This is a genomic window from Cryobacterium sp. TMT4-10 (assembly GCF_004403275.1).
Lineage (GTDB): Bacteria > Actinomycetota > Actinomycetes > Actinomycetales > Microbacteriaceae > Cryobacterium > Cryobacterium shii.
Genome location: NZ_SOGU01000012.1, coordinates 65,092 through 85,410, shown reverse-complemented (window position 1 = coordinate 85,410; position 20,319 = coordinate 65,092). Strand labels below are relative to the sequence as shown.

Below are 20,319 nucleotides of genomic sequence, written 5' to 3'. Positions count from 1 at the left end.
AGAATGCAAGCCTGAGGCCTGGAACGGCATCAAATCCGCGGCCGCCGACGGTAGCCGTCTCGAATCGCGCACCATACGAAGGCACCAGAATGTCAATTTCGAGATCGCCCTTCACATAGTGATTGCCAGTCGTGTCCGTGTAACCCGCATCGACCAGGGCGCGGTGGATCGGTTGCGTCCCGTGGATCGGCGGTGAGGGTTGAACTCCATTTCCTCCGCAGCCCTCATTCTTTTCCTCCAGGAAGGCCAGCGCCTGACCACTAACTCCCGATCTGACCCAGCGCGAGGCGCGAATTCATTCGCTGCTCGGCCTCAGACGAAGGCGACCGCGCGCACCGGCGCCCCGTCGCCGCCGAGTCGCAGGGGGAAGAAGCCAATCCGCACCTGTGAGGGCAGGTCATCCAGGCCGCAGAGGTTCTCGACGATCAGCCCGCCGCGGCCCAGCACGACCTCGTGCACGGGGAAGGCGGCCGACGACGTACCGGTCGGGTCGGGACTCAGCGTGTCGACCGCGAGGATCCGCATCCCGCGAGCGACGAGCTCGCTGGCAGCACCGGCATCGAGGGCCGGATGTCGCACTGCGCGTGCGTCGCCGAACCACCGCGCCCAGCCCGTGTCGATCACGACTATCGGGGGCAGTCGATCCGGTAGCGGATGCTCCGCATTCAGCCGGTCCCACCCGTATACCTCGCCCTCGGCGAGCGCTCGCACCCGCACCACCAGCGCATCGCCGAGGAGCTCGTCGAGGGCCACATCGGCCATTGTCCGGCCACCGGCGACGGTATGGGACGGCGCATCTATGTGCGTCCCGGTATGAGACCCCATTCGCAGCCCCGTCACGGCCACCCCGTCGCGGTCGAGGTCCAGGGCGGCGTCGACGTGGACCGCCGGGTCGCCGGGATACACCGGCATCCCGTCGGTGATCGGGTGGCTGAGGTCCCGGAGCGCCGTGCGCGGCGGCGCTCCAAGGCCGTCAGCGAGAGGTGTCGGCATCGGCGAGGTGCCGGCTGGGCTCGAAAGGAGTCTTGCTGCGGCGCGCGAGCGAGAAGGCCAAGTACACGGCGAAGGTCAGGAGGAATGCGGGAACGGTCGCACCGAACGGAAGCGGCCACACGTACGCCCACACGTAGGCGGACGCCGCACCGGCCACCCACGACGCGACAGCGAGCCAATTGATGCCGCCGGTGTACCAGTAGCGACCGCCCTGGGCCTTCAGGATGTCGGCGCTGTAGCTGCCGCGCGCGACGATGTAGTAGTCGACGATCATGATCGCGAAGATCGGTGCGAACAGGGCGCCGATCGTGACCAGGAACGTCGTGAACTGGGCCAGCAGCCCGAAGAAGGTCGAACCGATGATCGAGATGAGCCCGAGGACGATCGCGGTGGACAGGAACTTCACCCGGCGGCCTGGGAGCGCGTTGACCACACTCGTGACCATGCCGTAGACGACCATCGTGTTCGTCGCCATCACGGACAGGAAGATCGCGACCGCGAACAGGGCACCGAAGGGTTCGATGATCGTCACAGGGTCGAACGGCATCGCGTCGCCGCCCCCCAGGACGACGTAGCCGATCGCGCTCGCTCCGAGCGACATCGAGATCACCGTCGACAGGGTGTAACCGATTCCCGAGCCGACCACGCCCGCGCGAGTCGTCGATGCGAAGCGGTTGAAGTCGGCCGAGAGCACCGTCCACGATATGGCGGTCGCGACCACGACATCGAACGCCAGTCCCGGGGAGTAGAACGGCTCGAGCGGCGCCGGGATGGCCGCGAAGTCTGCCGGCGAGAAAGTAGTGAACGCCACAACGAAGATGTAGGCGGCGATCGCGAGGATGACCACGGCGAACCACGGTTCCACCCGAGCGACTCCGGCGTGGCCGAAGATCGCGAGGATCACGACGATCGTCTGGCAGAGCACCGCGAAGATGACGGGGTTCGAGAACCCGGTCATCGACGCGACGATGTAGTTGAGGGCGATCCCGGCGAGCATCGCCTGCACCCAGCTCCAGCCCATGAGGATGACCACGTTGGCGGCCACCGGCAGCAGGCTCCCGCGCGTCCCGAACGGTCCGCGCGTGATTGCCATCGTCGGCAGGCCGGTGCGCGTTCCGATCGCGCCGACCGTCACGAGCACTGCTGCTCCGACGATCGTTCCGCCCACGATCAGAGCGATGACGAGACCGAACGGCACATCCGGCACGAAGAGCGTGCCGGTCAGAAGGGTGGTGACCACAAGGTTCGCGGCCAGCCAGATCATGAGCACGCGGCCGAGCGAGTAGGTTCCGCGAACCGGGCCCGCGTCATCTGAGTTGGTGTCCAGTCGGCGGTCGAGACGGGTGTAGAGCGACATCTTTGGGCTCCTCGATGAAAGGGGTCGGGTCAGGGCTGGGGTGAGAGGTGTTCGTGGATGGCGATGAGGCCGCCAGAATCAGACCGGAAGACGATCGTTTCGCGCTCCCGATAGGACATGGGTCCGTCCGCGGTGCTCACGCTCGTGCTGACGGAGTGGGTGAAGACGGCTCCGCCGGGAAACGCCTGCACCGCGGCCGCGCTCGATGCGCAGGATTCCACGCTCCAGCCGCCGCCCACCCATTCCTTCCACATGGCTTCGTAGGCAGCCCGGTCCTCGATGCGCGCAGGTTCGGTGTGGAAGACGAAGGTTGCGTCGGGTGCGAACAGTGAGAAGTAGCGCGGGCCGTCGGTGGCGGCGAACGCCTCGACGATGGCGGATGCCGCGGCACGGACTGCTTCGTCAGTCGGGGTGGGCAGTGTCATGGGTGTCTCCTGTGTCGGGCTTGTCGGTCGGGTTCGGCACTTCTACGTCGGGTCGGGGCTTTGTCCGTCGGGGTGGGTCACCTCAGGCGCCATCGCGCTCAGCAGCTCGTAGACGACGTGGCTGGCCGCGACCGCGGTCAGTTGGGCATGGTCGTACGCAGGGGCGACTTCGACCACGTCGGCGCCGATGATGCGCAGGTCGGCCAGGGCACGCAGCATCCGGAGCAGTTCTCGACTCGTGAGCCCGCCTGCCTCCGGTGTTCCTGTTCCCGGCGCGTGGGCGGGGTCGAGTACGTCGATGTCGATCGAGATGTAGAGCGGCGCGTCTCCGACTCTGGCGCGGATGCGTTCGACGGCGGCCGCGACGCCGTGCTCTTCGACGAATTCGCTCGTGACGATCGCAAAGCCGAGCCGGGCGTCGTCCTCGAGGTCGTCCTTCGAGTACAGGGGGCCGCGGATTCCGACGTGCATGCTCGCGGTCAGGTCGATGAGGCCTTCTTCGGACGCCCGCCGGAAGGGGGTCCCGTGAGTCATCGGCGCCCCGAAGTACGTGTCCCACGTGTCGAGGTGGGCATCGAAGTGCAATACCGCGACGGGCCCGTGCTGGGCGTGCGCGACGCGAAGCAGCGGCAGAGCGATCGTGTGGTCTCCGCCGATGGCGATTAGTCGGTCGGCGTGCTCGCTGAGCTGGCGCGCGCCTGCCTCGATCTCGGCTACGGCAGCAGCGATGTCGAACGGGTTCGCGGCGATGTCGCCGGCGTCGGCGACCTGCTGGGCGCCGAACGGGAAGACGTCCTGAGCAGGGTTGTACGGTCGCAGTAGGCGCGAGGCCTCGCGCACATGCGCGGGGCCGAACCGAGCACCGGGTCGGTAGCTCACTCCGCTGTCGAAGGGAATCCCGACGATCGCGATGTCTGCCCGCTCGACCTCGTCGAGCCGCGGGAGTCGCGCAAAGGTCGCGATTCCGGCGAACCGGGGCACGACACTCGCGTCCACCGGCCCGCGGGGCTCATCCGTCGCATCTTTGCTGAACGGTTGCATATTTGACAACTTTCGGTACGCTATAGACAACTACAGCGCTCACGGTACGCTGCCCCGGGCAGATCGTCAAGGACGAATGTGTGAGCAGCTTCGAGGAGGAACTGTGCGCGCCATCCACCCCACCGCGGAAGGCACCGCGACACCCATCGGCGCCAAGCTGCGCTCCGCTCGCACCGCTCAGGGCATGTCACTCGCCCAGGTCGCTCAGACGACGGGCCTCAGCAAGGGCTTCCTCAGCCGGGTCGAGCGCGACGAGACGTCACCGAGCGTGGCAACGCTTGTCCAGTTGTGTCAGGTGCTCTCGTTGCCCGTCGGAGCGCTCTTCGCCGAGCCCGATGTTCACCATGTCGCGTACGCCGACGCTCCGCGGATCAACTTGGGCGGAGTGCACGCCGACGAGCGACTGATGTCGCCGCGCGGCGAGGAGCGGGTTCAGCTGCTGCGATCAGAACTCGAGCCCGACGCGCACGGCGGGTCCGATCTCTACACAATCAACTGCGACGTCGAAGCGCTCCACGTCGTCTCGGGATCACTCACCGTGCGATTCGCCGGTCGCACCGTGGCCGTCCACGCCGGCGACGCGCTGACCTTCCCCGGTCGAGAGCCGCACACCTGGCAGGTCGAGGGCGGCGAGCCGGCCGTCGTGCTGTGGGTCATCGTGCCCGCGCCGTGGAGCGGCTCGGCCTGACCGAGACCGCGTCGTATTCGAACCCCAGCGTCCAGTTCAGCGCAGGCAGGGGCGCGGCCGCCCCGAAATCGTTGAGGAATCCGCGGATGGCATCCAGGAGCCCGGCAGATAGAACACTCTCCAGGTCGGGACCGAGGCCGGTCATCCACTTCGTCCCTTCCGCAGCGAGGTGGTCCGCCACAGCTTCGTCGACGCGTTCGAGGGCGACGCTCGGGCCGTCGAACTCGGCCGCCCGCAGCGCATCCGGGTCCACGTCGACCGCTTCACGCTAAACCCTGTCCGCGTCTCACTCTGAACGTTAGGCTGGCCAACAGAACCCTTGAGATCGGAGGACCAGCATGAATGGTGACGGCACACAGAGTGAACCGATCCAAGACCAGCATTCTCAATCGGACGAGGACAAGGTGGCGGGGATTCTCGCACAGGAGGAAGCAGACCTCGCCGGCCACAGTGAGCCCCAAGTCCTCGACGCGCTGCGTGAACGATTCGCAGATGCTGGACACACCGTGAGCGAAGAAGCACTCCAAGACCATGCGCGTCGAATCGCCGGCCTCGACCCGAACGATTTCTCCAGCAAAACACGGTGACTTCCTAACGACGATGCAGCGCCACCATCGCGGATTCCGACAGGGTTCTGCGTGGGCATTCAGGAGCGGCGTAGGAACCGGATCAGAACCGCGGACCCAGGCCAGCGACAAACAGTAGCGTCGCCGCTGCCGGCCGAGCACCCCTCGACATGTGCGAGTCCTCATCGCGTCGGCGGAATCTGGACGGGGCGGCCTGGGTGCGAGCCTCTTCGGTCACCCCACTCTCGGCGAGCGGATCGGCGTTACTGCCCATCAAGGCGGCCACCCGTTCTCCACCGCGTCGACGCGGTCGGATGCCAGAAGCGGGAGCGAGTGAACTCTAACTCTCTCCCGGCTTCATCAGCAAAAGGGGGTCGTCCCGTCCCCTTCCGAGTATCGCCAAGAACACGGATCTCAATAAGAATCGCTCAACGATGGTTCGGCGACCGCAAGGTGGTGCGCGAGGGAGAACGCTCCGCACGGTCCCGGATGCCCCGGAGCATCCGCTCGGTCATGAGGAAGCTCACCATCTCGATCGGCTCCACGAGCACCTTGGCCCAGTCGGTGAGGTGCCGTACCGCTCGCGAACGACAAGCCGCGTCGACCCCTCGGTTCGAGGTTGAAGGACAAACGCCCACGTGAAGTCGTAGGGCGCTCCGGCGCCCGTGCCGTCGAGGGCGACCGCTCCGCCCAACACGAGATGGTGCTCATCCTCGAGATGGACAACCGACAACACGACCTCGGGAGCAAGATTCACATCGTCGCCGACGGAGCGGATCTGTAGTTCGGGCTCGACAGTGTCGACGCTGTGAATCTCGACGCCGGCGAGGTTCTCGACCCAGTCGTAGGTGTAGAAGCCGCCGCGGTTCTGGCCGAGCTGCGCAAGCCAAGGCCACACCTCGGAAGGTGTCGCAGAAATCGATATACCGCGGGTCGCTGTGAGGTCGGGGTTGGGCAACGGAGCTGCGGTCCAGCATTGAGGGTGCTTCCTCCTTGTCTCTGATCTTGACCGGGATCAGCCATTGGTCCCACACGTCCGGGGTCAAGAACACGAGCATGCGGTCGTGGATCTCACCTGACGCATCACGCGCTGCACGCGTGATGATCGTGAACGTGATCTTCCACATGTCGTCCTTTTGGCGGGCCGCGTAGAGGCCGGCCGCAGCCAGCACATCGCCATCTCCGTGGATGAAGTAGGGCTGCTTGCCGTCTTCCAGCCAGAGGAGCGCCCACAGAACGTTCCGTTGGTGGCGGATTATAGTCAGGCCTCGACGGCCGAGCCTGTCGTGCCAGACGGGGCCTAATAGCCGTCGTCTCGGTCGTGATCGGTCGACGTCTCGGCCAGTGGTCGGCGAGTCAGGCGTACGAGCGCGCTCGCTCGTTTGCTCGCTTGCTCGCTTGCTCGCTGCTCGCTGAGGGCGCAGTCACCGTCTCACTTTGCTGAGATCGACGAGGGCGACAGGCTCACCTGGCGAGCTCTGCTAGCTCCTCGGCGAGCAGATCCTGCAGCGTGGCTAAGTCGGGGCAGGCATCGGGGTCGGCGATGAGAGTGATCGTGAGATCGCCTGCGTATGAGAGCACGGTGAATGAGACGGTCACGTTTCCCGTCGAGGCGCTCAGCGGGACAATCGCGGTGACCGGGCAGCCAAAGATTGACAGGCGCTGTTCTGGCCCGCGCAGACTGCTTACAAAGGTGTGGATTAGACGCTGCCGGTCGACGAACCATTGGAATAGTCCCAGCTGGGCGAGTATCCGAAAGAACGGGCCGAGCAGGGCGGTCGTCGCACCGGGCGACGACCGTTTGGCCTTCCGGGTCCCCTCTGCTACGAATCGCAATCGACTCGCCGCGGCGCCGACTCCAGGCACCCGGATCGGGATCACCCCGCTGCGATTGCCCAAGTCTCCGTGCGTCGCGGCGCGCCGCTCGGAGAACGGCACCGAGACGATGAACCGGTCGACAGCCTCGCCGCGCAACGCGAGGAGCCGGTGCAGCGCGCCACCGATCGCGGTAAGCACGACGTCGTTGACCGTGGCTTTCTGGGCGTGACCGGCGTTGCGGATCCCGACCAGCGCCACCGTGACCGTAACGAGGCTTCGTCGCGGGCCGGTCGGCCGGTTGAGCGAGGTTGGCCTCAGGCGCGTCCACCGCACCGACCGCAATTCCCGGGCCGCGTCCTGGAGGCGGCGCAGCAAAACGGGGAGACCTCGCAGCGAACCTAGCCGACGGGTCCAGGCGTCGATGGCGAGCTGGCGAATGGACGCTTGCCGCCGCGGAAAATCGGATTCACGCGTCTTCGGGCCCACGGCCCGGGGCTTCCCGGTGGCTTCCGACTGGTCTACGAGCCCGCCCAGCACAGCCAGGCCAGCCACGCCATCGGCGAGCACGTGGTGAAAGACGACGATCAACGCGGCTTGGTCCCGCGCTACTCCGGTGACAAGTGTGGCTGCCCAGAGCGCACGGGTGCGCGGCAGCGGAGTGACCAGCAGCACTGCGGCTAGATCAAGTACCGCCTGCTCGTCCCCGGGGGACGGGCAGGGGATGACGCTCACATGCTCGGTCACGTCGAAATCGGCATCGTCTACCCAGATCGGCCGCCCACAGCCGAACGGCGCAGGCACGAGCCTCTGCCGTAGCCGCGGCACGCCCGGAAGACGCTGGGCGAGAAGGTCGACAGCCCGCTCGACATCGAGCCCAGTCCCCGAACCGAGCACGTCAACCGTGTCGATCATCAGCACGGCACCCACCTGCAACGGCGAAGCTCCGTGCTCGGTTGCCAGCGACATCAGATCGTCGGTACTCACCCGGTCGATCGAAGACGACACCCCCATATCTCCAAACTATACCCACGGCAATCGGGTATGTCGCGCCTGTGATTGAGCCTGGCAAAAACACGGACAATCTCGACCATCGGCGGTGTGGCGAACCCCGACAAAAGCCGGTCTCTCGGTGCGTGGATTTGGTGACGGATGTCCCATCACTGGTGCCACCGGATGTGCGGCCTTAGGATCCTTCGGCTCCGATCCATCCGAACAGCACGTTGGCAATACGGCCAAGAGCGCGGGCCACTTATCAAGAGTGCCCGCACAACGTTCGCTATCCGATTGGTCCTCGTACGGGCGGCTTGACGGCCTGACCATTAGTCCGATCGCTCGAGGCTCACACCGACGGCAGCCGGCAGGGGAGCGCGGCACCCGAGCCGCGGGAGTACGCTGCGACGAATGACGGGACGCTGACGACCCGAGGAGGTGCCGGTGGGCCATGCACGGACGGGGAGACTCGTCGCATTCGAGTGGCTGGTCATCCTCGGTCTCGTCACTGGTGGGGTCGTCTTCGGGGTCCTGGGAACGGGCTCTGCGGACATTGACCTGCCGGAGAACCCGCTCGATATCAAGGTCGGGCAGAGCGTCGCAGAAGGGGCGCCAGAGGCGTCAGTAGATCCACTGGATAGGGATGTCATCGTGCGGCTCCAATGGATGATGTCGTCAAGCGGTGAAGTGGAGATAAATGCGTTCGCCACGAGTCACGCAGAGGCTCGCGATCCTCCTTTCACGATCGTCCTTTACTGTGGCGCCCGGTTGAACGACCTCGAAGGGATTGCGAAGAACCTCGATGGCACCGGCATCCAAGACATCTTCGCGGCCGCCGCGATGGACCATGTCGAGCGGGGAAAACCGAGGGGCGAGCCCGCCAAATTATCCACGTCGTAGGATCGGCGCAATTCACCGGATTTCTGGAAGGCAACTGGACAGACGCAAAGGCAGGCCAACGAGTCGCGCGAACACCGTCAGTCGGGTACTCGGGAGCGGAGCCCGACCTCCTTGAGGTCTCGGCGGAGTCGAAGTTTTTGGCGATTCTCACCGCACCAGCAACCGCCCTGTTCGAGAGTGCGACACCTGGTCAACTGGATGAAGGTGACGTGGTGTACGGCTCACCGAACGCAATGATCGACCGGAATGACAATTATGAGCTCGCTGCCGTGCAGTGGGAGACCGAACCAAAGCCGCTCAACACCCAGACCATGCTGCTTGGAAGCGGCATCGCCCGGTGGACTCTCCTGGGAGGGCAGGCGAGGGTTCCGTCCGTCAGAATCACGCCAACATCGAGGACGATCGGATCAACAGAAAAGGCGAGCCTGAGTCCTGGAGCGGCATCAAATCCGCGTCCGCCGACGGTAGCCGTCTCGAACCGCGCACCATCACTCCCGCGGGCGTTCGAAGTGGGTGGGGGAACGGGCATCCCAGCAATCACGCGGCTACGGCCGTTCATGGTGAGCGCAGACGGCTCGGAAAGCGAAGAGATGCTCGCCCCCAGGAACCCCGGATGCCGCTCGCGACATGGACGTACTCCGCTCCCCACCCGGATGTGAGTTACGGCCCTGCCCGTCGCGGCCGGTCTAGAGGTCTACGAGGTCGCGCCACTGTGCGGCAACGGACCGCAGCTCATGAGGGTGGTTTCGACTTCGCTGCCGGGCCACGCCGTGTTCATGTGAACATCTCCCGCGTCCACGGCGATCGTTCTGGGTAGGCGTTCGCCGGGTCGGATGACGAATGTCGGCTCGACGGGTTCGGCGATAAGTCGATTCGTTGGCCTCACGGGGGGCACGGCAAGACGACTCAGATGTTTATCGGGCCGGGCGACGGCGGTGCCGGCGTTGGTTCGCCGTTGAGGATGGCGTTCACGATCTTTTCCGCACGTGGAACTAGGGCATCACCGGGGTAAAACTCTTCATAGAGTTCCTCCGCGTCCTCGAGCGTGTGCACCTGACAGAGAGCGAGCAGAAGCCGGATATCGCGAGTGTCGCGTCCGGGGCGGTTCGCGCGAAGCTTCATTGCAAGCATCCCCTGTTTGGATGCCACTTGAATGACGATGCCGTCCTGATCGTAAATTGTCTCCCACTCGACGACGCGGCCGAGGGTCGGGACGGCATCGGCCTTCGTGACCTCGAAGTTTAGCCACTTCGCGTCCCACCCATGCTTCAGTGCGACTCGTTCGGCGGCGGCAGCGACGGAATCGTCCGAGCCGGGGCGGACGTGAAGGACGTCCAGGTCCTGCGTGGTCCCCCGATCGAAGTAGCACAGGGCGAGCGCCGCACCGCCCACGAGACGGATGCCGGCCACCTCACCCGAATTACGAAGCTCGGCGACGAGATCACGGAGGCCGATGATGATCGCGTTGCGGTCCAGCGCGGTGCCGGACATCAGACGCTCGCGAAGGTATCTGCCCATGCAAGAACGCCGCGTTCGGCGAACTCGTTCGGCACGTCATCACGTTCGGGCGCGGGGTCGGCCGGGTCGACCCGGAACACGACAGGTTCGGTCAGTGCGCGATCGGGGTTGTTGACCCATCCAGGCAGCGGGATGTTCTCTTGATTGAGCCGCCATGCCACGAGAGCCGCGATGGCGGCATCCCACATATGATCGCCGGTGGGTTCCGGCTCTGTCAGCCCAAGGATTCCTCGAACGAGTCCGTGTTCGGCGATGAGATTATCGTTCAACTGAAGCAAAGCCCGGAGCGCGCGGTCTGTATCCTTCGCTCGAAGATACTCTCTGATCGCCTCTGCGGCGCTGGCAGCGTCATCACGACGCGTGGGAGCGGCATACAGGCGGTGTCCGGCGCCGGCAAGCAGCCGATCGACCGTACTGTAGGCAGCATCCCGTCCACGCTCATGATGGGAGACGCTGGCCTGGTCAATGCCGGTTAGCTCTGCGAGTCTCGCCTGAGTGAGGCGTTTGCTCCGGCGAGCGGCGCGGACGAGAGTAGATGAAGCTGCCACAATCGCCTCCTCCTTATTTCCAATATGACTTTCACATCATATTCTAGCGCGCACTCGATGCAACCCGTGCCTGAGGGTCTGGCCTGCACCGGCAGGATTGACCTGCAGGGACGCCACTGCCCCGAGGTTTCGATACTCAGGTCTCGACGGGTTCCGGGTCAGGGCTTCGGGTCAGAGCCAGCGTCGGTGAGTGACCAGGCCGTGACGGGGACTTCGCCGCCCGCGACGTTGCGAAGCTCGTCGACGAACCGGCCCTGTAGGCGTTATTGCGCCGCCAGAGTGTCTCAGTTAAAAAAGCGAGCATGGATAATCTTCGGTTCAGCGTCGATGTCGACGCTCCCGCGCAGCACGTCTGGACGTGAATGGACGGGCGCCTTCCACGAGGGATCGACCTACGAGGGCGGCTGGAACGAGGGTGACGAGATCCGCTTTCTTGGCCCGAACGACGACGGCAGCGTTGCGACGGTTGCTTTCCAATGGGCGGCTGATTTCTTGCCACTTTCGGTCACCCTCGCAAGCCAGCGAGTTTTTCACTTGGTCAGGGTTTGTTTCTGACCTGGCCGGTGCGATTCCCACCGCGCGGCATACGTTAATCAAACGATCGAATCTCGTTGCGCGTGCGACCTACGGATCTCAGCACCACCGGCAGAGGAGTAGAAATGTCATTCCAAGCGTACCTCGACAACATCGAAGACAAGACGGGACTGACCCCGCGCCAGTTCATCGCGCTGGCCCAGGCGAAGGGTTTCGACGATCCGTCCACGAAAGCCGGGGTGATCGTCGATTGGCTAAAAGCGGACTTCGACTTGGGCCGCGGCCATGCCATGGCGCTGGTGCACGTCATCAAGAACGGCGAAAAGATCGACACCAAGCATGTGGGTACCGGTACGGCGCACAGCGACCCATCCGACACGCTGTGGCTCGACGGGAAGCAGAACCGCCCCGCGTGAGCCATTCGCACCTGGCCGCCGCTGTTCGTTTGGACGGCTCTCAGCTCCCGCTGACCGTTCGGTTTGGGGGCACTACGCCTCACGCTTCGTGCGGGGCCAGGTGGCGGGGTTCCTCTCCCAAGACCGGGAAGGCCCTGTTAGGATCGCCTGCCAGCAGGGCGGCGCCGCGATTTCGATTCCACGCTCATCCGACGGATCGGAGAAACGTCAGCGTGCGGTGCAGTAGCAGCGCGGCCGCGGCCGCGTCGTACGACGGCAACGAGCTGTCGGCGAAATAGTGTTTGTCGCCGGGATAGAGGAAAAGCTCAGCGGAACCAGTCGACTCCACGAGCACCCGTGCTGCGTTGATATCGCCCTCGCCGACGAAGATCGGATCGGCGTTCATGCCGTGCACTTGTACCGGCACGCCGTCGGGCCAGGCGGAGCCGAACTCCGAGACTGGGACGCAGCTACCTCCCACCCATCGCAGCCGAGAGCAACTACTACTCACAAACGCCCACCATCACCGTGATGGAAAGGACCTACCCAAGCCTCCACAAAACCCGGGGCGAGACACTTGAGCAAGGACTGAGCCGGCCATCCGGCCACCGGCGGCCATGCTACGCGTTCAGCGCGATGGTCAGCCGTTCGATTCCAAGGTCAGCCCCGTCGATGGCGGGGACGATTGTCCCATCCATTCGGATGGCCCCGATCGCGTTACCGAGCAGCTGGCGGTCCCGCTTGCTCATCTGCACGGCCAGCTGGTCTCCACGGGTGACCAGGGTGCTGAGGACGGCGAAGTCTATGAGATGCCGTTTGACGCCCTGGTCAAGCGGCACGGTGAATGCGGCAGCTTTGAGGACGAGTGCTCCGAGCAGGTTCGGCCGCCAGATCTGGGCCTGGCGCCCGTCATGGTTGACGGTGACCAGCTCGGCTCGGTCGATTGCTTGGTTGGATCCTCGGGCTTCCAGGGTGGTGCCGCCTGTGACTCCTCGTCGTGCTGCGGCCTTCTCACCGACGTGCTCGGCGATGAGGACGTCGATGGTGGCATCGCCACGGGTCCACCGGTGCTGATGGCCTTCTGGGCTTTCACCGGCGGACTCGAAGCCGATGTCAACGAGGGCCTTGGTGACCTGATGGAGGATGGTCGGCTGCGCGCGCACATCCAGGACAGCATCCGCGTCGTCGGTCGGCCGGTTCGGCGTGGTGTCGCGTTCGACGCACCAGAGGTGCACCATCTGGCCGCCAACCAGGCACCAGTTATTCGGCACCTTCTCGGATAGGTCGAAAAGGGCGTGCCAAGCCAGCGAGGACCTCGGACCGAGTACCGGCATGTCGATGACGGTCATCGGTTGCTCAGCAGTTCCTTGATCCGCTGGCTTTCGCGTGGCCCGGCGTGGTCGGCGAGGTCAGCGAGGACAAGGCCCAGCGGCCCTCGCCCGTCGGCGTCAGCTTGGACGCGAGCCAGGTGGAGCCAGACATTCGCGTTCTTCGCCTTCACCAACAGGTACTCGTTGATGAGCTGCTGGGCGATCTCGGGGTCAACATACGCTTCAACCTCATGTTCGCTGCTGAGCCCCGCGCGGTCGTCACTGATTCCGGAGAGGACTATTCGCTTGTCGCTACGGAGGTCACCGAGATCATCGGCGTTCGCGTGCAAGGCACGGACCGGTGCGCGATTCCGGAGCCAGCTGGCAAGGAGGAGGGCCGGCGCATTGCTTTCTGCGAGGGCAGCGCACTTGCGATTCAGGAGCCAGCGAGCCTTCGCCTCCATGTTCTCGGGTTCGACGCCCGACAGCAGAGCGATGAGCGACCATGAGTTGGCCGGGCTCAGCGGGCGGGAGAGCGGAGGCTGCCGACGGAGCTCCGACTCGTCGATTCCCCAGCTTGAGCCGATCTTCTCGGCATCGACCTTGCCCTCGCGGATCAGCTGGTGCACGCGCGCGACAGAGATGTCCTGGCGGGCGGCGTACTCTTTCACACTCAACATGTCACAAGGGTACAACCGCTGAAACCCTTGTGACAAGCGACAGCACCAATGAATGTGTCAGGCTCGTCCAGATGAGGGACGGCCCAACTCCCGGCCCCGCAGCGCGACCACCTCCGTCGCGCCCTGGTCCGCCAAGCCCCTGTGCAGTCCTGTCACACGAGGTTTCTGGGTCATGACGGAGGGAGCCGGCGCACAGTCGTGGAATGACCGCGGACCCGACGCGGTCCTGACCGGCGCACCGCGCGTCACCTCGGCAGCCGCGTCGCAAAGCTCGGGCAACTCGCCAACTAAACTGGTCGTTTGCCCACGGAAGGAACCTCAATGAGCATGGAAGGCGCGGCCTGGAGCTCGCTGCACAAGATCTCGACCGCCAGGGACGGCAAGCACGGCTTCTCCCGTGAGTCCGTGCGGCGGATCATGACGTTCGCGGTGCCCTACCGGTCCAAGCTGCTGATCTTCATCGCCCTCTCCATCGTGGGAGCTTTCCTCGCGGTCGCGACGCCGGTACTCGCCGGCCAGGTGGTCGACGTCATCGTCGCCCAGGGCGAGGTCACCACGATCGTTTGGCTCGCCGTCGTCATCGCCCTCGTGGCCGTGGCCGACGCCGCCGTGTCACTCGTGACGCGCTGGTACTCGGCGCGGATCGGCGAGGGCGTGATTTTGGACCTCCGCACCTCCGTCTTCAACCACGTGCAGAAGATGCCGATCGCGTTCTTCACCCGCACGCGGACGGGCGCCCTCGTGAGCCGCCTCAACAACGATGTGATCGGCGCCCAGCAGGCCTTCAGCGGCACGCTGTCCGGCGTGGTCACGAACCTCGTGGCGCTGACGCTCACCCTGATCGTCATGCTCAGCACGTCCTGGCTCGTGACGGTTCTCGCCATGATCATGCTCCCCATCTTCCTGGTACCCGCGCGCCGCATGGGCAGCCGCCTCGCCGCGCTGCGCCGCGAGGCCGCCGATCACAATTCCGCCATGAGCACGCAGATGACCGAGCGCTTCTCCGCGCCCGGCGCCACCCTCGTCAAGCTGTTCGGCCGGCCCGACGAGGAGGCCGAGGAGTTCCGCGTCCGCGCCGCCCGCGTCCGCGACATCGGGGTCCGGACCGCGATGCTGCAGTTCGTCTTCTTCACCGCACTGATGCTCGTCTCCGCACTCGCCCTCGCCCTCGTGTACGGGCTCGGCGGCTCCCTCGCACTCGCCGGCCAGCTGAATACCGGTGACGTGGTCACCCTGGCGCTCCTCCTCACCCGCCTCTACGCGCCGCTCACCAGCCTCGCAAACGCACGGGTGGAGATCATGAGCGCGGTGGTCAGCTTCGAGCGCGTCTTCGAGGTGCTGGACCTCGACCCGCTCATCAAGGAGAAGCCCGACGCCGTCGCCGTCCCCGAAGGCCCAGTGGCCGTCGAGTTCGACAACGTCCGCTTCGCCTACCCGTCCGCGGACAAAGTGTCCCTCGCCTCTCTCGAGGAGGTTGCCACGCTAGACACCCGCGGCGGCGAGGAGGTGCTGCACGGCGTGTCCTTCAGGATTGAGCCGGGGCAGACCGTTGCCCTCGTTGGTACGTCCGGTGCCGGCAAGTCCACAATTGCGCAGCTCCTCTCGCGCCTGTATGACGTCGACAGCGGCGCCGTGCGCCTCGCGGGGACGGATGTCCGCGATGTCACTTTCGTCTCCATGCGGCACAGCCTGGGCATGGTGACGCAAGACGGCCACCTGTTCCACGAGACCATCCTCTCCAATCTGCGCCTCGCGAGGCCGGAGGCGTCCGACGACGAGGTGTGGGACGCCGTCCGCCGTGCGCGGCTCGAGCCGCTCATCCGGTCCCTGCCGGACCAGCTGGACACCATGGTCGGAGAGCGTGGCTACCGGCTGTCCGGGGGTGAGCGCCAGCGGATGACCATCGCGAGGCTCCTGCTCGCCCAGCCGCGCGTCGTCATCCTCGACGAGGCGACGGCGGCGCTGGACTCGACGTCTGAGGCCGCCGTGCAGGCGGCGCTCAGCGAGGCGCTCGAGGGACGGACGGCGATGGTGATCGCACACCGCCTCTCCACCATCCGCAGCGCGGACCTGATCCTCGTGGTTGAGGACGGCTCGATCGTGGAGCGCGGTACGCACGAGGAACTGCTGGCTGTGGGTGGGCGGTACGAGGAATTGCACCGGACCCAATTCGCCGTGCAGAAGAATGATGCGGCCGATGAGGAAGCGCTGAGCCGGACCTAGTCGCTGAGCTCGGTGCCCCTGCCCCGAGCGTCTCGGAAAGTCGTCTCATCACGTTTCGTTTGATGGGGACTGATGACGACTTGATTGACTCTGACGAGCTCCAACGAGTCAACTGGACCCGGGGCAGTACCGCACGCCCCATTCGAACTGCTCCACGCCACGCCGGCACGATCCCGTGGCCTGACAGTACGCTTGGGTCACCAGGACCCAGAGGCGCTGAGGCGCTGAGGAGGCACCATGTTCAAGCCATCTCGATCAATCACCACGGCGATGCCGTCGGATCTCGCTATCTCGCGCGCTGCGGCCCGTCGCCCGCTTGAAGAGGTTGCAGCCGACATGGGCATCGGTCCACACCTGCTGGAACCGCACGGAAGTGCGGCGTCGAAGATCTCCCTCGATGCGATCGATGAGCTCCGTGACCGTCCACGGGCCAAGTATGTCGTCGTCACCGCAATCACGCCGACTCCACTCGGGTCGGGCAAGACGACCACCGCGGTCGGGCTCGGTCAGGGCTTCCGGCACATCGACAAGCTCGGGATCGTCGCGATACGGCAGCCGTCGATGGGGCCGACGTTCGGCATCAAGGGCGGAGCCGCTGGTGGCGGCTACGCTCAGGTGGTCCCGATGGAGGCACTGAACCTGCACCTGACCGGCGACACGCACGCCGTTACCGCGGCCCACAATCTATTGTCGGCGATGATCGGCAACCACATCCACAAGGGAAACCGTCTCGGGTTCGACCCCCATGAGATCACCTGGCGACGTGTCCTCGACGTCAACGATCGCGAGCTGCGCACCATCATCACCGGGCTCGGCGGTCCTGACGACGGCAATCCGTTCCAATCCGGTTTCGACATCACCGCAGCCAGCGAGGTGATGGCGTTGTTGTCGCTGTGCACGTCGTTGCGGGATCTCCGTGAACGGATGGGAAGAATCGTCGTCGGCTACAACCGCGGCGGCGAACCGGTGACCGCCGAGATGCTCAAGGCGGCCGGCGCCATGACCGCGATACTCAAGGACGCCATCAAGCCGAACCTGATGCAGACCGTGGAGCAGACGCCAGTGCTCGTCCACAGCGGTCCGTTCGGGAACATCGCCACCGGTAACTCCTCGGTCGTCGCCGATCTGATCGGCATCCATGCCGGCGACTACCTCATCACCGAGGCGGGGTTCGGTGCAGACATCGGCGCGGAAAAGTTCTTCAATATCAAGTGCCGTGCCTCCGGGCTGGCGCCGGATGCCGCCGTCATCGTCGCGACCGTGCGTGATCTGAAAACTCACTCAAACAAGTACCGGGTCGTCGCCGGCCGACCGCTGCCACCGGAGATGCTCGCCGAGAATCCCGACGACGTCATCGCCGGGGCAGCGAACCTGCGCCGGCAGATCGCCAACATCCGACGGCACGGAGTGACGCCGGTCATTGCGGTGAACGCATTTCCCACCGACTACGACAGTGAGCATCAAGCGATCATGGACGTCGCGGCAGAGGAAGGTGTGCGCGCGGCGATCAGCTACCACTTCACCGAAGGCGGCAGGGGTGCGGTCGAGCTGGCCGAGGCGGTTGCGGAGGCCTGCGCTGAACCGTCGAGCTTCCACCGGCTCTATCCCGACGAACTTCCCTTGGTCGACAAGATCGATGTGATCGCGCGCGAGATGTACGGCGCCGACGGCTTGGACCTCTCGCCTCTGGCAGCTCGGCAACTCGACAAGTACGAGCGGGCAGGCTTCGGCAGCCTGCCGGTGTGCATCGCCAAGACACACCTGTCCCTGTCGGCCGACCCCAAAATCAAGGGAGCACCCACCGGGTGGCGACTGCCGGTGCGTGAGGTGCGTGCGTCGATCGGGGCCGGGTTCATCTATCCCATCTGCGGCGACATGCGCACCATGCCTGGTCTCTCGTCCGCACCGGCAGCCGAACGCATCGACATCGACGACAACGGCGAGATCGTCGGGTTGTCCTGATCGGCGGACCCGGCCGGGCACGTCGGGCTTCTCGATGAAGCCTTCCCCGCCCACGAACCGGCAGTGAACGATGGTCTAAAAAGCCCGGAAGTCGAGCATCGATTCCTCGACGGCGAGAACCGACCAGGTGCCGCCCTCGGCATCCGTGAACGCGTACGCGGGGACCACCAGGACGCTCCCGTCCGGCTGCCACTGGCTGGCGAGACCGAGCTGTGCGCTGACGATCTCAACCTTGTTCACGGGCCATGAGACCGAGGTACCGGCGACTGGTGTCGCGGGTGGCTCCATCGGCGCCACCCACTCCTCGGTCGTCAACGCCTGATCACGGAGGGCCATCGGCAGAACCGTCGGTGCTCCGCTGAACCGCGGGTCTGAGAGTCGTTCGAAGCCCTCTTGCTCACTTACCACCGGGTACATCCCCAGAGCAACGACGTCGGCGAGGGCACCGTTGGCGGAGACGACACCATCTTCTGCCATCTCCAATGACCAACCTTGGTCGAGCTGCTGCCCGTCGATGACCGGTTTTGCCTCGGCGGCTCGCGTGGGAGAGCCTTCCCACACCTGAGAGGTAAATTCGAACGTGGCGGGGTCCCGGCCGGCGGCGACGAGGAGCGCGCGAAGTGCTCCGATCGCAGCGTCTTCGCTGGGCGGCTCGCTGGTCGGCTCGCAGACCTGATCACCCTCGCACTGCCACGGGTTCACCTCCGGGTTCTGGAAGTAGAAGGACAGCATGCCGTCGAGACTCACTGACAGGCTCGGGGCGCTGCCGTCCTGCGGGCCGGCGACCCAGCGGCCGTCTCGCAGTTCGACTGGTAACCCGATGCCGAGCGCCGCGGCGAGCGCGGTGACCTTGTCTGAGCTGGATGCCGAACGGGGGTCGTAGGCGTAGGACTGAGCTGTGCCCGTCTGGGTGCCAAGACTGGACGCGCTGAAGGCGTTCCGGCCGGATCCGTAGGGGTAGGTCAAGGGAGACATCTTCTGGTCGGTAGCGGCGCCAGAGCCCACGGCTGGCTCTATTCCGCCTTGCGTAACGCTTTCGGGGCCCCCGTTGGACTGCAGAGTGATGGGCGGTGCAGCGCCGTCGGCGAGGCTCATTGGCCCGCCTATGGTCGCTCCGATCCCGTATCCCGCGCCACCCACGATCGCAATCGACGCCGCGACCGCGACGAACGGGAGCCAGCGTGGCCGTCGGCTTGCTCGTGCCTGGGCCAGGTCGGCCGCGGGTGCCGATCCGGCCATCGGTTCAGCCTCAGAACCGGTCATCCGAGCGACGACCTCGTCGGCGAACCCGGCACGCGCCTCGACATCCCCCGCTGGGTCGGCGGCACGCAGCCGGGCAACCAGGTCTCGTTGTTTGTCGTCGTCGTTCATATCGATCAGCCTCCGGAATTTTCGGTTCACCTGTTATATGTGCGGGGCGTGCCGAATCTTGCAGAAGCCCTAGAACGACATCCGCTCGCCCCAGGCTTCTCGCAATCGCTTACGCGCGCGCGACAGCGCGGCGTCCGCCCCGGATCGGGAGATACCGAGCACGCCGGCGAGCTCGGCCCCGTCGAGACCTTCCCACGCGTGCAGGAGAAGGATCTGCCGGTCTCGCTCCCCCACGCTTGCAAGCGCACCGCGGAGTTCCGCATCGAATAGGAGGTTCAATTCCGGATCGCCGTCGATTCGAACCGCACCCGACTCGGGCACCGCGTCGACGGGAAGATCGATGTGCTTCCTGCGCGAATTCGCGAGGGTGAATCCCGCCGTGCGATACAGCCACGGCAGCACCGCCTCCCGTGGCAGGTCATTGCGCCGTCGCCAAGCTGTCGCGAAGACCTCAGCGGCCAGATCCTCGGCATCCTGACGCGGTCCGCGGCGGGCGAAGTAGCGCACGAGCGCAGTCGAGTGCTCCCGGACGATCACGGTGAACCAGTCGACATCGGCCGCCGTCTCGGCCGGGCCCGCGCTCTCAGGCATCGCCGCTCCCTCGCTCATGTCGGCGGTGGCTGGGGTGTTGGCGATCCTCACATACTGAATATGTCGCTTCCGCCGTAAGTCTTGCACGCAGCGCCCCGAATTTTCGGAGGTCGCGTCACCATCCTGCTGACGAACTTCAACCCCCGCAAAAATCCCGCTCACAATTCAAGAATTGCGACCGAAACCGGACGCGAGAACTCTTTAAACCAGAAATCGCTCCTGAGAAGCCTCAGGAGCGATTTCTTTTTGTTTCGACCGGACCGTTTCGTGAAGAGTTTCGCGAACGCCCCCTTTGGTGGGTTGTTTGCGAAAGCCAGCAGGGCGCGGATCGTCGGTGACTGCGGAACTCTGTTTCCTCCGCAGCCCTCATTCTTTTCCTCCAGCACGCCCGTCACCATGCGCTCCTCCG

The 20,319-nt window shown here is 65.2% G+C and carries 21 protein-coding genes and 1 pseudogene; 6 read left to right on the top strand and 16 right to left on the bottom strand.

Annotated elements, in window-relative coordinates:
- Positions 1–312 precede the first annotated feature (312 nt).
- The 4 genes from E3T42_RS01030 to speB are packed head-to-tail and all read right to left on the bottom strand — an operon-like array spanning position 313 to position 3,816.
- Positions 313–993, bottom strand: a complete 681-nt coding sequence (locus tag E3T42_RS01030) for a cyclase family protein (RefSeq protein ID WP_134368075.1) — start codon at positions 991–993, stop codon at positions 313–315.
- Positions 974–2,350, bottom strand: a complete 1,377-nt coding sequence (locus tag E3T42_RS01025; RefSeq protein WP_134402306.1) for a cytosine permease — start codon at positions 2,348–2,350, stop codon at positions 974–976. Before E3T42_RS01025 ends, E3T42_RS01030 begins: the two co-directional genes overlap by 20 nt.
- A 29-nt stretch (positions 2,351–2,379) precedes the next feature.
- A complete protein-coding gene (locus E3T42_RS01020) occupies positions 2,380–2,775 on the bottom strand; it encodes a nuclear transport factor 2 family protein (RefSeq protein WP_134402305.1) in 396 nt (131 codons plus the stop codon).
- Positions 2,776–2,817: 42 nt separating this feature from the next.
- Complete coding sequence (gene speB, locus E3T42_RS01015) at positions 2,818–3,816, bottom strand: agmatinase (RefSeq protein ID WP_134368078.1); 999 nt, start codon at positions 3,814–3,816, stop codon at positions 2,818–2,820.
- A gap of 103 nt (positions 3,817–3,919) precedes the next feature.
- Here speB and E3T42_RS01010 point away from each other — a divergent pair, with 103 nt between their 5' ends.
- The gene (locus tag E3T42_RS01010) at positions 3,920–4,504 is read left to right on the top strand and encodes an XRE family transcriptional regulator (protein ID WP_134368079.1); all 585 of its coding nucleotides are present in this window, start codon (positions 3,920–3,922) and stop codon (positions 4,502–4,504) included.
- On the opposite strand, the gene E3T42_RS01005 is transcribed toward E3T42_RS01010, so the two are convergent.
- The gene (locus E3T42_RS01005) at positions 4,470–4,757 is read right to left on the bottom strand and encodes a hypothetical protein (protein WP_134402304.1); all 288 of its coding nucleotides are present in this window, start codon (positions 4,755–4,757) and stop codon (positions 4,470–4,472) included. The genes E3T42_RS01010 and E3T42_RS01005 overlap by 35 nt on opposite strands.
- Positions 4,758–4,842: 85 nt before the next feature.
- Between E3T42_RS01005 and E3T42_RS01000 the strand changes: the two genes are divergently transcribed.
- Complete coding sequence (locus tag E3T42_RS01000) at positions 4,843–5,091, top strand: hypothetical protein (protein ID WP_134368081.1); 249 nt, start codon at positions 4,843–4,845, stop codon at positions 5,089–5,091.
- A 502-nt stretch (positions 5,092–5,593) separates the two neighbouring features.
- On the opposite strand, the gene E3T42_RS17105 is transcribed toward E3T42_RS01000, so the two are convergent.
- The 3 genes and pseudogenes from E3T42_RS17105 to E3T42_RS00990 all read right to left on the bottom strand — a co-directional run bounded on the left by E3T42_RS17105 (position 5,594) and on the right by E3T42_RS00990 (position 7,893).
- On the bottom strand, positions 5,594–6,028 hold the full coding sequence (locus tag E3T42_RS17105) for a hypothetical protein (protein ID WP_241975761.1): 435 nt from the start codon (positions 6,026–6,028) through the stop codon (positions 5,594–5,596).
- Between the two features lie 19 nt (positions 6,029–6,047).
- Positions 6,048–6,287, bottom strand: a pseudogene (locus E3T42_RS17410) (SOS response-associated peptidase family protein); the annotation flags it as partial.
- Between the two features lie 247 nt (positions 6,288–6,534).
- Positions 6,535–7,893 (bottom strand): wax ester/triacylglycerol synthase domain-containing protein, encoded by a 1,359-nt coding sequence (locus E3T42_RS00990; RefSeq protein WP_206750365.1) that lies wholly within the window; start codon positions 7,891–7,893, stop codon positions 6,535–6,537.
- Between the two features lie 429 nt (positions 7,894–8,322).
- Here E3T42_RS00990 and E3T42_RS00985 point away from each other — a divergent pair, with 429 nt between their 5' ends.
- On the top strand, positions 8,323–8,778 hold the full coding sequence (locus E3T42_RS00985; RefSeq protein WP_134402302.1) for a hypothetical protein: 456 nt from the start codon (positions 8,323–8,325) through the stop codon (positions 8,776–8,778).
- 906 nt (positions 8,779–9,684) lie between these two features.
- On the opposite strand, the gene E3T42_RS00980 is transcribed toward E3T42_RS00985, so the two are convergent.
- Together E3T42_RS00980 and E3T42_RS00975 are read right to left on the bottom strand one after the other, a co-directional pair.
- A complete protein-coding gene (locus tag E3T42_RS00980) occupies positions 9,685–10,269 on the bottom strand; it encodes a hypothetical protein (protein ID WP_134368084.1) in 585 nt (194 codons plus the stop codon).
- Complete coding sequence (locus E3T42_RS00975) at positions 10,269–10,844, bottom strand: helix-turn-helix domain-containing protein (RefSeq protein ID WP_134368085.1); 576 nt, start codon at positions 10,842–10,844, stop codon at positions 10,269–10,271. Before E3T42_RS00975 ends, E3T42_RS00980 begins: the two co-directional genes overlap by 1 nt.
- A gap of 659 nt (positions 10,845–11,503) precedes the next feature.
- On the opposite strand from E3T42_RS00975, the gene E3T42_RS00970 reads away from it, so the two are divergent.
- The gene (locus E3T42_RS00970; protein WP_134368086.1) at positions 11,504–11,794 is read left to right on the top strand and encodes a DUF4287 domain-containing protein; all 291 of its coding nucleotides are present in this window, start codon (positions 11,504–11,506) and stop codon (positions 11,792–11,794) included.
- A 184-nt stretch (positions 11,795–11,978) separates the two neighbouring features.
- Here the strand turns inward: E3T42_RS00970 and E3T42_RS00965 are convergent, their stop codons facing one another.
- The 3 genes from E3T42_RS00965 to E3T42_RS00955 form a co-directional block, all read right to left on the bottom strand.
- Positions 11,979–12,188 carry a dienelactone hydrolase family protein gene (locus E3T42_RS00965; protein WP_255572884.1) on the bottom strand — a complete coding sequence of 70 codons (210 nt, stop codon included), beginning with the start codon at positions 12,186–12,188 and terminating at the stop codon, positions 11,979–11,981.
- A gap of 205 nt (positions 12,189–12,393) precedes the next feature.
- Positions 12,394–13,122 carry a hypothetical protein gene (locus E3T42_RS00960; RefSeq protein WP_134368088.1) on the bottom strand — a complete coding sequence of 243 codons (729 nt, stop codon included), beginning with the start codon at positions 13,120–13,122 and terminating at the stop codon, positions 12,394–12,396.
- Positions 13,119–13,754: a hypothetical protein gene (locus tag E3T42_RS00955; protein WP_134368089.1), complete on the bottom strand. Its 636-nt coding sequence runs from the start codon at positions 13,752–13,754 to the stop codon at positions 13,119–13,121. The genes E3T42_RS00960 and E3T42_RS00955 overlap by 4 nt, the downstream gene beginning before the upstream one ends.
- A gap of 330 nt (positions 13,755–14,084) precedes the next feature.
- Here E3T42_RS00955 and E3T42_RS00950 point away from each other — a divergent pair, with 330 nt between their 5' ends.
- Together E3T42_RS00950 and E3T42_RS00945 are read left to right on the top strand one after the other, a co-directional pair.
- Positions 14,085–15,986, top strand: coding sequence for an ABC transporter ATP-binding protein (locus tag E3T42_RS00950; protein WP_134368090.1), 1,902 nt, complete (start codon positions 14,085–14,087; stop codon positions 15,984–15,986).
- Positions 15,987–16,223: 237 nt separating this feature from the next.
- Positions 16,224–17,948, top strand: coding sequence for a formate--tetrahydrofolate ligase (locus E3T42_RS00945; protein ID WP_198416886.1), 1,725 nt, complete (start codon positions 16,224–16,226; stop codon positions 17,946–17,948).
- A gap of 75 nt (positions 17,949–18,023) precedes the next feature.
- Here the strand turns inward: E3T42_RS00945 and E3T42_RS00940 are convergent, their stop codons facing one another.
- From E3T42_RS00940 to E3T42_RS00930, 3 genes are all read right to left on the bottom strand, one after another.
- A complete protein-coding gene (locus tag E3T42_RS00940; protein ID WP_134368091.1) occupies positions 18,024–19,319 on the bottom strand; it encodes a hypothetical protein in 1,296 nt (431 codons plus the stop codon).
- 69 nt (positions 19,320–19,388) lie between these two features.
- Complete coding sequence (locus E3T42_RS00935; RefSeq protein ID WP_134368092.1) at positions 19,389–19,910, bottom strand: RNA polymerase sigma factor; 522 nt, start codon at positions 19,908–19,910, stop codon at positions 19,389–19,391.
- Between the two features lie 158 nt (positions 19,911–20,068).
- Positions 20,069–20,305 (bottom strand): hypothetical protein, encoded by a 237-nt coding sequence (locus E3T42_RS00930; RefSeq protein ID WP_134368093.1) that lies wholly within the window; start codon positions 20,303–20,305, stop codon positions 20,069–20,071.
- Positions 20,306–20,319: the final 14 nt, after the last annotated feature.

Coding starts and splice junctions, on each gene's coding strand:
- E3T42_RS00980 (WP_134368084.1), bottom strand. CDS start 10,269: ATGTCCGGCACCGCGCTGGACCGCAACGCGATCATCATCGGCCTCCGT.
- E3T42_RS01025 (WP_134402306.1), bottom strand. CDS start 2,350: ATGTCGCTCTACACCCGTCTCGACCGCCGACTGGACACCAACTCAGAT.
- E3T42_RS01000 (WP_134368081.1), top strand. CDS start 4,843: ATGAATGGTGACGGCACACAGAGTGAACCGATCCAAGACCAGCATTCT.
- E3T42_RS01030 (WP_134368075.1), bottom strand. CDS start 993: ATGCCGACACCTCTCGCTGACGGCCTTGGAGCGCCGCCGCGCACGGCG.
- E3T42_RS00960 (WP_134368088.1), bottom strand. CDS start 13,122: ATGACCGTCATCGACATGCCGGTACTCGGTCCGAGGTCCTCGCTGGCT.
- E3T42_RS00940 (WP_134368091.1), bottom strand. CDS start 19,319: ATGAACGACGACGACAAACAACGAGACCTGGTTGCCCGGCTGCGTGCC.
- speB (WP_134368078.1), bottom strand. CDS start 3,816: ATGCAACCGTTCAGCAAAGATGCGACGGATGAGCCCCGCGGGCCGGTG.
- E3T42_RS00935 (WP_134368092.1), bottom strand. CDS start 19,910: ATGCCTGAGAGCGCGGGCCCGGCCGAGACGGCGGCCGATGTCGACTGG.
- E3T42_RS01020 (WP_134402305.1), bottom strand. CDS start 2,775: ATGACACTGCCCACCCCGACTGACGAAGCAGTCCGTGCCGCGGCATCC.
- E3T42_RS00945 (WP_198416886.1), top strand. CDS start 16,224: ATGTTCAAGCCATCTCGATCAATCACCACGGCGATGCCGTCGGATCTC.
- E3T42_RS00950 (WP_134368090.1), top strand. CDS start 14,085: ATGAGCATGGAAGGCGCGGCCTGGAGCTCGCTGCACAAGATCTCGACC.
- E3T42_RS00970 (WP_134368086.1), top strand. CDS start 11,504: ATGTCATTCCAAGCGTACCTCGACAACATCGAAGACAAGACGGGACTG.